Annotated in this window: 11 protein-coding genes; 6 read left to right on the plus strand and 5 right to left on the minus strand. The window is 34.4% G+C overall.

Annotated features, from left to right (window positions below; all coding sequences use genetic code 11):
* Positions 1 to 191: 191 nt before the first annotated feature.
* Both ACTXGU_RS04860 and ACTXGU_RS04865 read right to left on the minus strand, forming a co-directional pair.
* A complete protein-coding gene (locus tag ACTXGU_RS04860; protein WP_443480374.1) occupies positions 192 to 1211 on the minus strand; it encodes an ATP-binding protein in 1020 nt (339 codons plus the stop codon).
* Positions 1208 to 1891 (minus strand): response regulator transcription factor, encoded by a 684-nt coding sequence (locus tag ACTXGU_RS04865; RefSeq protein WP_443480375.1) that lies wholly within the window; start codon positions 1889 to 1891, stop codon positions 1208 to 1210. Before ACTXGU_RS04865 ends, ACTXGU_RS04860 begins: the two co-directional genes overlap by 4 nt.
* Positions 1892 to 2433: 542 nt before the next feature.
* On the opposite strand from ACTXGU_RS04865, the gene ACTXGU_RS04870 reads away from it, so the two are divergent.
* The 3 genes from ACTXGU_RS04870 (at position 2434) to tatC (ending at position 5078) form a co-directional block, all read left to right on the plus strand.
* Entirely contained in the window at positions 2434 to 4071 is a 1638-nt protein-coding gene (locus ACTXGU_RS04870; protein WP_443480376.1) for a PhoX family protein, read from the plus strand.
* A 12-nt stretch (positions 4072 to 4083) separates the two neighbouring features.
* On the plus strand, positions 4084 to 4266 hold the full coding sequence (locus ACTXGU_RS04875; protein WP_443480377.1) for a twin-arginine translocase TatA/TatE family subunit: 183 nt from the start codon (positions 4084 to 4086) through the stop codon (positions 4264 to 4266).
* A gap of 65 nt (positions 4267 to 4331) precedes the next feature.
* The gene (tatC, locus tag ACTXGU_RS04880) at positions 4332 to 5078 is read left to right on the plus strand and encodes a twin-arginine translocase subunit TatC (RefSeq protein WP_443480378.1); all 747 of its coding nucleotides are present in this window, start codon (positions 4332 to 4334) and stop codon (positions 5076 to 5078) included.
* 637 nt (positions 5079 to 5715) lie between these two features.
* On the opposite strand, the gene ACTXGU_RS04885 is transcribed toward tatC, so the two are convergent.
* Both ACTXGU_RS04885 and ACTXGU_RS04890 read right to left on the minus strand, forming a co-directional pair.
* Complete coding sequence (locus ACTXGU_RS04885) at positions 5716 to 6873, minus strand: MGDG synthase family glycosyltransferase (protein ID WP_443480379.1); 1158 nt, start codon at positions 6871 to 6873, stop codon at positions 5716 to 5718.
* 708 nt (positions 6874 to 7581) lie between these two features.
* Entirely contained in the window at positions 7582 to 8322 is a 741-nt protein-coding gene (locus ACTXGU_RS04890; protein ID WP_443480380.1) for an IclR family transcriptional regulator, read from the minus strand.
* A 320-nt stretch (positions 8323 to 8642) separates the two neighbouring features.
* Here ACTXGU_RS04890 and ACTXGU_RS04895 point away from each other — a divergent pair, with 320 nt between their 5' ends.
* From ACTXGU_RS04895 to ACTXGU_RS04905, 3 genes are all read left to right on the plus strand, one after another.
* Entirely contained in the window at positions 8643 to 9851 is a 1209-nt protein-coding gene (locus ACTXGU_RS04895; protein ID WP_443480381.1) for an ornithine--oxo-acid transaminase, read from the plus strand.
* A gap of 192 nt (positions 9852 to 10043) precedes the next feature.
* Positions 10044 to 11465 carry an amino acid permease gene (locus ACTXGU_RS04900; protein ID WP_443480382.1) on the plus strand — a complete coding sequence of 474 codons (1422 nt, stop codon included), beginning with the start codon at positions 10044 to 10046 and terminating at the stop codon, positions 11463 to 11465.
* A gap of 70 nt (positions 11466 to 11535) precedes the next feature.
* Entirely contained in the window at positions 11536 to 12387 is an 852-nt protein-coding gene (locus ACTXGU_RS04905) for a dimethylarginine dimethylaminohydrolase family protein (protein ID WP_443480383.1), read from the plus strand.
* 199 nt (positions 12388 to 12586) lie between these two features.
* Here ACTXGU_RS04905 and ACTXGU_RS04910 read toward each other — a convergent pair whose 3' ends face one another.
* Positions 12587 to 13120 (minus strand): methylated-DNA--[protein]-cysteine S-methyltransferase, encoded by a 534-nt coding sequence (locus ACTXGU_RS04910; protein ID WP_443480438.1) that lies wholly within the window; start codon positions 13118 to 13120, stop codon positions 12587 to 12589.
* Between the last annotated feature and the right edge of the window lie 3 nt (positions 13121 to 13123).

Consider the following 13123-nt stretch of genomic DNA (forward strand, 5'->3'; position numbering starts at 1 on the left):
AGTTTTATTTGTTTATAGTGTAAGTTCAAAGTGGGGGAGGTCCGGAGTTCAGATGCTTAGCTTTAACTGAGGATTGTGGTGAAAAAAATCCTTTTTACTTATTACTAGTCCATGGGAGGGAATTTTATTTAATGAAGATTTTTGAAGTATTATTAATTACTGCATCTGCAGGGAGCATAATTGCCCCCTTGCTAATGTGACATAGATGAAACATGATAATAATCTGATAGTTTATAAAAAATGATCGTAAATTCTGTATATATTCCTTCTTCACTTTTAACGTCTATTCCTATACTAAGCGTTCCTGCCATTTTTTTTGCATAGTAAAGTCCCATACCGGTGGATTTCGTTCCTACTTTTCCATTTTTCCCCGTAAAGCCTTTATCGAAAATTCTCGTCATTTCTTCTATTGGAATACCAATTCCGTTATCTTTAATGTTCACATAATAAGCTTGTTCATCTTCTTTTGTATATATGTGTAATAATCCTCCCTCAGGAGTATATTTACTGCTGTTATTAAGGATTTGACAAAAAATATAATAAATCCACCTTTTATCATTAATAACACTAAATGGTTTCAGCTTTGTTTCTATCTCAATATTTTTATTAATAAAGAAAAGAGCATTTTCTTTAATGGCGCTCCTTAATAAATGACAAACGTCGACATCTTCTGCTGCAATATCCTGATCATAATGATTAGCTCTTGTTACATGAAGAATGTGATTTATCCTAAATTTCATTTGTTCTATTTGGTTTTGAAATTTTTTACTGCTCTCATCTTCTAATTCTTCAAGCAGCAAATCACATACAGCTATATTAACTTTAATATCATGCACCCATTGAGTCATATAATCCTGTATTTCATTAATTCTTTTCTTATAATCATCTTCCATTTCAAGAAACTTATTATGCTGTTTTCTAGATTCTTTTAATAACAAATTTATATAAAAGTCTCCGTCATTAGAGGCTTTTTTTTCTAAAGCATCTATTGAACTAGTAAAAACATTTTCATATTTTCTTTTCTGTTTAATGTATCCATAATACATAATTAATAGCTGTATAATCACTATCAGCAAGTCCATATATAAAATATCTGCCATGCTTTTTTCAAGCGATATACTGCTAAATAATATCCCATTAATAATGATAAGAATGGTTATATTACTCATCATCCATAGTTTATTAATCTTTAAATAATCTGCTATCTTCATTGAATAATATATCCCATTCCTTTTTTCGTCTGAATAATATTCTGAACCCCTATTTCTCCAAGTCTGTTTCTTAATCTATTCAAGTTAACTGTCAGCGTATTTTCATTCACATAAACATCATCATTCCAAAGTTGTTTCATTAGACTATCTCTAGTTACCACTTTCCCCTTATTTTCCATCAGCGTTTTTAGGATTTTAAATTCATTCTTTGTAAGCTCTAAACGTTCATTTTGATAATGTATGGTTGTATCATGTAAATTTAGAATAACATCATGGCATTCAATAAGCTGGTTTTCTAATGTTTTATATTCATAAGTTCGCCTCATAATAGCCTGTAATTTAGCTACGAGCACATGACTATCAAAAGGTTTTTGTATGTAGTCATCACCCCCGTTGCTAATAGCCATTACAATATCTAAATTGCTGTCTCTAGAGGAACAAAAAATAATAGGGACATTTGAATATTCTCTTATTTTCTTACACCAATAAAAACCATCCAAGCCTGGAATATTAATATCCATGAGAATAATATGCGGCTTTTCTTCCTCAAATGTTTTTAAAATATTGTCAAAATCCTCACAAATAATTGTATCGAATCTCCATTTTACCAGAATATTTTTTATAACATTTGCCAAATCCTTATCATCTTCAATAATCAATAATTTATAAATATGATTCAATTTCCTCATCTTCTTTCGTGAAATTTTTATCCAAATTACAGAAATACCAAAGGGAATATTAACCTTTTATAATAGTATCGTCAAATGATTCGTTTTAGTATAAAATCTATTCAATTTCTTCCAGATTTTAATCTAATATTTCTGTGGTAATTACATAAATATTCTATTTACTTTTTAAAAAGTATAGACTGAAGGGACTTTGACTAACCGTAGGGAAAAGTCCTGAAGTATGATAAACAATAGGCACTGGCGGGTTAACGAAATGACTTGGCCGTTTCGTTTCACTTCCCTTTTTAAAATGGATCGATAATCATAACTAATCTTAACCAATCATTTAAATAATATTAACACCCTCTTTACATTAGTTTCCTACACTAAAAATGCAGATTGGACATCTTATTAATAGATTAATAGAGATTAAACGCACAAAGTCTAGTTCTTTTTGCAAAGAAAAAGACTGCAGCTACAAAAGTGGAAGGAACTTGGTTTCGAATAAACCTGACGATGAGTAAAGATTCTTGAAAATAGAGGAGGATATTTTGATGGAAGAAAAATCATTAGATCGACGCACCTTTTTAACAAAAATTGGAACAGGAGCTGCTGCCCTTGCAGTTGCCACTTCTGGTTTAGGTATTTTAAGCGAGACAGCCAATGCAAAATCCAACAGCCTATTAAATGTAAAACCAAAGAAAAACGGCTTTAAGTTTACGCCAATCAAAGCTACTGCAAAAGACGAGCTCGTTCTTCCAAAAGGATTTAAATATGACGTTGTAGCCGCTTATGGCGATGTAATCAATCGTAAGGGGGACACATTTGGTTTTAACAATGACTTCACCCTTTACTTTCCTATTAATAATTCCAGTAAACGAGGATTATTGTGGGTAAATCACGAATATTCAAACCCTCTGTACGTGGAAGGAGCAAATGCAGACGATAAATATACTCCTGCCCAAATTGAAAAAATGCTGTACAACCTAGGTGGTTCCATTATTGAAGTGTATTATGACAAAAAAGCAAACAAATGGAAAATGGATCCTTCTTCTACTTATGCTCGTCGAGTATCAGGATTAACAACTTTTACACTTACTGGACCGGCAAAAGGAAGCAAGGCAGTAAATGGTGCAACAAGCGTTCAAGGAACATTCGCTAACTGTTCTGGTGGAAAAACATTATGGAATACAGTTTTATCTTGTGAAGAAAACTTTGAAGAACCTGCTATGAAGGCAGGATTAAATCAAACACATTACGGTTGGGTAATCGAGGTTGATCCATTCAATCCAAAGTTTACTGTCCGAAAACATACTGCTCTTGGACGTTTCAACCATGAAAATGCTTCAATGGGACTTTCTAAAGATCATCGTGTCGTTGTTTACATGGGAGACGATAAAAAAGATGCTTGTGTCTATAAATTCGTAAGTAAACATAAATATGTACCTTCATTAGGGAAAAAGAATTCTCGTCTTCTTGAAGAAGGAACGTTATATGTAGCAGACTTACAAAATGGCAAATGGATCGCTCTGACAATTGATGCCGTAAAAAAAGCAGCTGCTGGCAAACCAGATTTACTGGAAAAATTCCAAACGCAAGCTGATGTTTTAACCTACTGTCAAGAAGCGGCTATCCTTCTCGGGGGAACACCTACCGATCGACCAGAGGATGTAGAAATTTCACCATTTGATCACACGATTTTTATTGCACATACAAATAATGACAAGCACGGAAACTTACACGGGCACATTACTCGTATCTTTGAAAAAAATGGTGACCACGGTGCAACTGAATTTGAATACGAAATTTTTGCAGCAGGCGGACGTCAAAGCGGATTTAGTGCACCGGACAATTTGACTTTTGACAGCAATGCGAATTTATGGACTGTAACAGATATTTCATCAAGTAAATTAAATACTGGTGCATGGACAAAATTCAAAAACAATGGAATGTTTGTCATTCCTACTGTTGGCCCGGATAAAGGAATTGCTAAGCAGTTTGCCTCTGCTCCTGTAGAAGCAGAACTTACTGGTCCCTGTTTTGCTCCGGATGAACAGACCTTGTTCTTATCTGTTCAACATCCTGGTGAAGAAACAGAAGATATTAAAAATCCTACAAGTACATGGCCGCACCGAAAAGGCGAAAAAATGCCTCGCCCGGCAGTTGTTGCTATTACGGGATTTAAATTTTAAGGAGGAAATACGATGCTACAAAACATTGGTGTACCTGGACTAATATTGATTTTAGTTATTGCCCTTATAATCTTTGGTCCGTCTAAACTGCCTGAAATTGGACGTGCTTTTGGAAATACTTTAAGAGAATTTAAAAACTCTGCGAAAGATTTAATTTCTTCAGACGAGAAAGAAGATAAGTCACAATCTAAGTAATGTAGAAGAAGATGTAAGCGGGTAAGCTTACATCTTCCTCTTATTTTTAAGAAAGGAGCAGTTATATGGCTAAACAAGAAATGCTTTTTGTGGAGCACCTCGAGGAACTCAGGAAGCGGATTATCTATACGTTGATTGCCTTTATGATTTTTTTAGTTGGATCTTTCATTTATGTGCAGGACATTTACACATGGCTTATTCGTGATCTTGACCATCAATTAGCTGTATTGGGGCCAAGTGAAATCCTCTGGGTATATTTTATGATTTCCGGCGTGATCGCGATTGCTCTTACCATACCAATTGCCGCCTATCAAACATGGCTATTTGTAAAACCAGCGCTTTCTAAAAAAGAACAAAAAACAACCTTGTCGTATATTCCTGGACTGTTTATCCTTTTTATCGCTGGCTTATCATTCGGTTATTTTGTCGTATATCCAACTGTCCTTAGCTTTTTATTGTCTTTATCTGAAGGCCAGTTTGAAACGATGTTTACGTCTGAAAAATATTTTAAATTTATGGTTAACTTGACACTGCCATTTGGATTTTTATTCGAAATTCCGCTTGTTGTCATGTTTCTTACCTCTCTTGGTGTTGTTAATCCTATGATTCTTTCAAAAGCAAGAAAGATATCTTACTTTTTGCTTATCGTTGTATCTATATTAATTACACCGCCTGATTTTATTTCAGACATATTAGTTACCGTGCCTCTTTTAATTTTATACGAATTTAGTGTAACATTATCAAAAATCGTCTATCGAAAAAAACTTAAACACGAACAGGATAACGTCATTGAAATAAAGAAAACTTCGTAAGCAAAAACTCATAAGAAGTTCGTTTTTGTTAAAAATTTGCTTAGCGTCGAAAATTCTATTTATATTATGATGAAGAAAGTGAGGTTCAAATATGTTGATGGTGTGCAGCAACCATGTGAAAGATGGTCTTAAAAATACAAATGTTCCTCATGTAAAAAAAATCAAACATTATAAATATACCTGTTCATTTTGTCATCAAGAAGCTATCATAAAAATCTTTTACTCCATGCCTTTTTATAGAGAAGATAGATGCAGCTTGATTAAAAAGTTTGATCAAAAAGAGCTTTGTGTTAATTAATTTTAAAAAATATAAGAGCATGTTTTGAGCAATCTTTTTTCAAAACGTGCTCTCTTTTTTAGAAGCTATTAAAAAATGCAGGCGATGAATCTTTAAAACCTGGATAGGAAGTTATTTAAGAGGCAGATCATATGAAAAGTATAAAGGGTGCAACCGTGTAACTATGTACATAGTTGATTACACTCAAACAACCGGCGAAGAAACAGTGAAAAATCATCAATGAGTAACAGAAAGTGAATTATCACCACTTGAAATAATGTTTGGATTAAAATTTAAAAAAGCTTATCCCCTGAGTAGATAAGCTTTTTTTACTTGGGTCCTTCTAATAAGATTTAACAATTAACATATCTCTTGCTTCTGTTCCCGGTTGCTCATCCGAACAATAACATCAAGAGCATCTAAGGATGACGTTTTCTTTTGATGCTGCTTAGTCCTTTGTTTCATCAACATTAATGGTTTTGAATCATGTACTACACTTTGAATGTTGAAAATCAAGTCATTTTTAGTTTTAGCCAACAATGCTAATCCTGATTGTATTAAAAAACTAGCGTTGTCTTCTTCTTGACCAGGAAGAGGATTGTAGATTAATAGCGGTAATTCCATCGCTAAAGCTTCTGCAGTAGTTACCCCACCCGGCTTTGTTATCATAACATCTGAAATTGCCATTAATTCATGTATATTCTCGGAGAAACCCATCAATAAAATATCATGTTTAGAATTCTTTAGTTCGTGCTCCAACTGTTCTTTCAATTTCTTATTTCGTCCACAAACAATAATCAGTTGTAAATTAGATGATATAGATTCTAATGCTTGGAAGGTCGATAAACCTTTGCCGATAAAACCATCTCCTCCTCCCATCACTAGAATAGTGAATTTATTAGCATTCATCCGGTATTTTTTAAATAAAAATTCTCGCGACTGTTTCTCAATGAATCTTTGACGAATTGGGATTCCTGTATGTTTAATTTTAAACTCCTCTACTCCTACTGAAATTAATCTATCTTTCACCTGGCTAGAGCCGACTAAATATTGGTCGGTAAATGGGTGAATCCAGGAAGAATGATCTGTATAGTCGGTAATGATTGTCACTGCAGGAATATCGATTAAGCCCTGCTCTTTTAATTTTGAAATGATTCCAGCGGCAAATGGGTAGGTGCTGACAACAACCATAGGTTTAACCCTTTGTATTATTTCGAGCATAGATTGCATTCCAATAGAAAAGAGTGAATTCAACTTGGTCGAAAACACAGTCTTTACACGGGTCTTTCTATATAAGTAGCTATAAACTTGAGGGAATTTTTTAATGCTGCTTTTGTAAACATAGTTGCTGACAGGGTAAAGATACGGGTGAACCCAATCCTTCATATCTAAAATAATCGGCTCTGCATCAGGAAGTGTATAATCGACAGCCTCACTTATCGCCCTCGCCACTTGTTTATGCCCATCTCCAAAAGTTGCTGATAGTATAAGAATTTTATCCTTGCTTTTATCATACATACTTTATTGGCTCCTCATATGTGAATTTAATCTTTACAATTAATTTTTAAGTAATGTAGAGGAATCACGTACTGATTACAGGACCACAAAAAACCTAATTAATATCGATAACTTTTCAAAAAAAAGAAGATATAAATTTAAAACATATTTATGAAACAAATTTTTTTATATTACTTCATTTTTGAGGATTTTGATGAACATACTATTATTTTCATCTTGAATTATAAACACACAAGTTGAATCTCATCTTAATATTTCGTTAAAAAAAAATTAAGATTATCTTCTATTAATCAGCATTCCATTTACAAAATAAAAAACACCCTTCTTTTTTTGAGAAGGATGTGAAAATTTCTTTATTCAGGTACAGTTACCTACTTCTAACCCTATATTTCTAGGAATTTAAACGAGGGTTTTGTTCATTGTTCTTTCGTTTTCTACTACACCATATTGCGATCTCTTTTTTCTGTATGATAAAACATTTTCTATTTTTAACAAAAGGCTCTGTTAAACTTGCCTGTTGATTTCCGTTTCAGGCGTTCGCTTTCCGCGGGCGGTCCGGGAGCCTCCTCGGCGCTGTGCGCCTGTGGGGTCTCCCTCTGACTCGCTTTTCCCGCAGGAGTCTCACACCTTCCACTCCAATCAACATAGTGCCAAAATCAACAATGAGCTTTAACATAGCCTAACAAAAAAATAGCAGAATACCGCTTTTCAGGATGTTCTGCCAATAGCAATAGAGATTTCATTAGCTGCTTCTTTAACACGATCTATTAGAAAGGATAATCGTTCTTCTTTTACACGGTAATTTAGAACACCTATACTTAGTGCTCCTACAACTTTATGATTAAAGTCCAAGATTGGTGCGGCAACAGATAAGGTTCCCTCTGTTCTCTCACTATAGCTTACAGCATACCCTTGTCTTTTTATTTGGGATAATTGCTCTAATAAGATGTTATAATTCTCCGAGGTTGGAATAAGTTTTTTTGCAATAAATCCCATCTCTTCCGAATTCATATTAGCTAATATCGTTTTGTTAGCTGCACCAATATGAAGTGGAATTCGTAAACCTAATTTATCAATAATACGTACATTGAGTGGACTGTCCACTCTTTCGATAATAATAGCATCTGTTCCATCTGGAATATTTAAATAAATACTCTCCTCTACTTGAAGTGATAAACGTTTCATCACTTCCCGAGCTACAGACCTAAAATCTAACTTTTCAAGTTGACGCAACCCAATCTCGATCCACAAATATCCTAGTTTATATAGTTTTGTTTCAGGATTTTGAAAGATAAGACCATGGCGAATAAGAGAATTTAGTAGTCTATGTGCTGTACTTGCAGGAAGATGTAATCTTTCTGATATTTCTGAAATAGACCACCATTCTCTATCATTCTTAGAAGCTAATAGTTCAATAATACTTACTGCTCGATCAATCGATTGTACCATAATTATCTTCAACTCATCTTATTATTTAGAATATTTTGTACACAACAAATTTAGCAGAACATGTAATATAAAGCAACATGAAATTAAAAAAGTGCAATACATTTAAATTTCATGTGAGAAAAAATAACAAAAACTATTGACATATATTGATAATTATTTAAAAATAAGACTTGTGATTCCATATTATAGATTAGTTTTCCGCATTACGGAAACGCACAAAATAATGTTCTAATTTTTACATACGAGTATTACTTATATTTAGGTTAATCCTTTCTATGCAAGCGAAAACCATTTTTAAAACATTTTAAGGAGGAATCACAATGACAACTGAAGTCAAAAAAACGGAAAAAATTATGAAACAAACGGAGAAATTTGGCGCCAATAACTATCATCCTCTTCCAATTGTCATTGAAAAAGCGCAAGGTGTATGGGTAGAAGATCCGGAGAATAATAAATATATGGATATGCTAAGTGCATATTCAGCAGTAAATCAAGGTCATCGCCACCCTAAAATTATTGCAGCTTTGAAACGTCAAGCGGATAAAGTAACATTAACGTCTCGAGCTTTCCATAATGATCAGCTTGGTCCATGGTATGAGAAAATTTGTTCCTTAACAAATAAAACAATGGCACTACCTATGAATACGGGAGCTGAAGCGGTAGAAACAGCCTTTAAAGCAGCACGCCGCTGGGCTTATGATGTAAAAGGAATTGCCGAAAATCAAGCAGAGATCATCGCTTGTACAGGGAACTTTCATGGTCGAACGATGACAGCTGTTTCTTTATCATCAGAGGCTGAATATCAACGCGGATTCGGTCCTATGCTGCCTGGAATAAAACTAGTTCCTTACGGAGATTTGGAAAGCTTAAAAGCAGCAATCACACCTAACACAGCCGCTTTTCTAATCGAGCCAATTCAAGGAGAAGCAGGCATTATACTGCCACCAGAAGGGTTCATAAAAGCAGCATTCGAACTTTGTAAAAAACATAACGTCCTATTCATTGCAGATGAAATCCAAGTTGGGTTGGCAAGGACAGGAAAAATGTTTGCTTACGAGTGGGAAGCTATTGAGCCTGATGTATTAATTCTAGGCAAAGCACTTGGCGGTGGTGTATTCCCTATTTCATGCGTCGTTGCGAATGAAGATATACTAGGAGTGTTTAATCCTGGTTCTCACGGGTCTACTTTTGGTGGAAATCCGCTCGCATGTGCGGTATCTTTAGCTTCTTTAGAAGTTATTGAAGAAGAAAAATTAGCAGAGCGTTCATTAGAATTAGGAAATTATTTTAAAGAAAAGTTACAAGCAATCAATACCCCCGTTATTAAAGAAGTAAGAGGCCGAGGTTTATTTATTGGAGTAGAATTACATGAAGAAGCAAGATCTTATTGTGAAAAGTTAAAAGCAGAAGGTTTGCTATGTAAAGAAACTCATCATACTGTTATTCGTTTTGCTCCACCACTTACTATATCTAAGAAAGAATTAGACTGGGCCATTGAAAGAATTTATAAAGTCTTTGAAGAGAAATAAGTAAAAAATTAACTTTTCTTATAAGTTGTTTTTAAAAGAAACGCCTACAGAAACAACAACTACTATCTGTAGGTGCATATTTATAACTTTTAAATTCTGAAAATTCAGAGAATAAAAATACGTTAAAGTTTATAAATATGCATTCATGCATTTTAACAAAAAGTATCTTTAAAATACGTATGGAGGAAAATAATGAGCAGCTTTAAGCAATATGAATTACAACGGACAATGAAAAGCAGGCATCTTTTTATGATTGCATTAGGCGGAGTCATTGGGACCGGATTATTTTTAGGATCAGGTTTTACGATTAGTCAAGCTGGACCTCTTGGTTCTATGCTTGCGTATATACTTGGTGGATTTTTAATGTATTTAGTCATGTTATGCCTTGGAGAATTGGCAGTTATTATGCCAGAACCTGGATCATTTCAATCTTATACCACTAAATATTTAGGTCCTTCTACAGGATTTATGATTGGCTGGCTATATTGGTTTGGTTGGGCAAATACGGTGGGACTAGAATTTACTTCCGCCGGTATATTAATGCAAAGATGGTTTCCTGATATCCCCATTTGGGTTTGGTGTTTAATTTTTGGCAGTATCACCTTATTAGTCAATGTAATATCTGCACGAAGCTTTGCTGAAACAGAGTTTTGGTTTTCAAGTATTAAAATAGCAGCAGTCGTCTTATTTATCATTATCGGTCTTGCTGCCACGTTTGGATTTATTCATTTTCAAGGAAATGAAGCAGCTCCTTTTTTATCAAATTTTACAACTGATCATGGCTTATTTCCTAATGGCATGACAGCTGTCCTTCTCACATTAGTGATGGTCAGTTTTTCATTCCAGGGTACAGAGCTTGTTGGAATTGCAGCAGGAGAAAGTGAAAATCCAGAAAAAACAATTCCTAATTCGATACGTAATATTGTTTGGAGAACATTGTTTTTCTTTGTGTTAGCAATGTTTGTACTAGCAGCTATTATTCCTTATAAGACAGCAGGCGTTACTGAAAGTCCTTTTGTGGCTGTACTTGATAAAATCGGGATTCCTTATGCTGCAGATATAATGAACTTTGTTATTTTAACAGCAGTATTATCGGTTGCAAATTCTGGGTTGTATGCAGGCGCTAGAATGTTATGGTCACTTTCAAGAAGTGAAATGGGACCCTCTCGTTTATCAAAATTATCAAAAAAAGGTGTACCTATAAATGCTTTGCTTATTACCTTTGCAGTTGCTTCATTTTCTTTAATAACAAGTTTCTTTTCAACTGACACAGTATACTTGTGGTTAATCTCCATCGCCGGAGTCGGCACAATTGTGTCCTGGATGTGCATTTGTGCTTCTCATTTCTTCTTTCGCAGACGTTTTATTAATGAAGGCGGCGATATTAAAGATTTAAAATTTAAAGCACCTTTGTTCCCTATTGTTCCAATCCTCGGATTTGTATTGAATGGGCTAGTCTTAATTAGTCTGTTCTTTATTCCAGATCAAAAGGCGGGTTTATATGGGGGCGGAATTTTTATTGCACTCTGCTATTTGTATTATCATTTTAACATCAAGAAAAAAAGGAAAATCCAAGAAAATAAGAGCACTATCAGAAAAACTAATGTCCGTTAAGGATTAAATGATCACTAATCTTTTCGTATTGAAATAACTAATTCAAAGTATTAGAGAGGAACAAACAACAATGATAAAAAGCGAAAATCTATTTAAGATAAAATGCCATAACGAATACAATCAACTAAAGCATGTAGTTGTGTGTCCACCAAAATATATGGAGATCAAAGAAGCTATTAATGAGACGCAAAAGCAATATCTTTTAGAGAATATCAATCAAGAGATTGCTATGAAACAGCATGAACAATTTGTAAAGGTTCTTCAGGAAAATGGAGCAGTAGTTCATATGCTTCCACCTGATGCTCGTTATAATGAGCAGGTTTTTACTCGGGATATTGGCTTTTGTTTAGGTAATACTTTATTTATCGGAAGTATGGAAAGTGATATTCGTAAAGGAGAAGAATCAGTTCTCAAAAACTGGTTGGATCATCATGGATTTACATATAGCGAAATTACATCAGGTTCAATTGAAGGCGGAGATGTTATTATCTCTGAAAATAAAGTATGGGTTGGTTTGAGTGAAAGGACATCTCAAGAAGCAATAGATGAATTAAACATATTGTTGCCATCTTATGAAGTAATACCTCTCCCATTAAAAAAAGAAATATTGCACCTAGATTGTGTATTTAATGTGATTTCACCAAATACGGCGATTATTTATCCGAATGCTTTCTCCGAAGATGCACTTACGTTAATAAGAAAGCACTATAACTTAATTGAGGTTGACGAAGCGGAGCAATTTTCAATGGGACCAAATATACTGTCACTTGAACCAGGGAAAATGCTCAGTCTTCCTCAAAATGTACGAATGAATGAACAATTACGCAAAGCTGGATTTCATGTGATTGAAGTTGATTTTTCCGAAATTATTAAATCTGGTGGTTCTTTTCGCTGCTGTTCTTTGCCTATCTTGCGGATGTAATAAGTATTTGCCATCAAGAAAAAGTAACTTAAACAAAATCTGTACACAATAATCGCATTGCATACTCTTTTTTGTGAGAGCTTTTATGTACAGTGAGCACTTACAGAATGAAACGTTTTCTTTCTGTAGGTGCTTTCATGATATGTCTAGTTGTCTGCAATTTAAGAATGTCATTCTCTTCTATTCCTTGCGCTAATTATTAATCATTGCTGGGTAAACCTTGTCTTTCCAGATTTAAAAGCTGTGTCTTCATTTCTAAACCACCACGATAACCGGTTAACGCCCCATTCTTCCCTACTACACGATGACATGGCACAGTGATTAAAACTGGATTAGCTCCAATGGCCGCCCCTACGGCACGAACAGCAGATGGTTTATTTATATCGTTTGCAATGTCGGAATATGACTTCGTCTGTCCGTACGGAATCTCACAAAGCGCGTTCCAGACTGTAAGCTGGAATGCTGTTCCATTATAATCAAATGGTACAGTAAAAGTTTTCCGATTTCCTTCTAGATACTCAATGATTTCAACCGTATAGGGTTCAAGTTTTTCTCTTTCCTCAGCAAGAGGACTCCCTGGAAAGCTTTTTATAGCCCATGCAGCCAATTCCTCGTACGGTTTGTTCTGTGAACCAACATAGCATAGCCCCTTAGATGTGGAAGCAATATAAAAGTTCCAATCCTTATACTTCAACAAAGACCAATAAATAATTGGTGTTTCTTTTGAATTCATTTT

Source organism: Niallia sp. 01092 (assembly GCF_052318935.1).
In the GTDB taxonomy this organism is placed as follows: domain Bacteria; phylum Bacillota; class Bacilli; order Bacillales; family Cytobacillaceae; genus Niallia.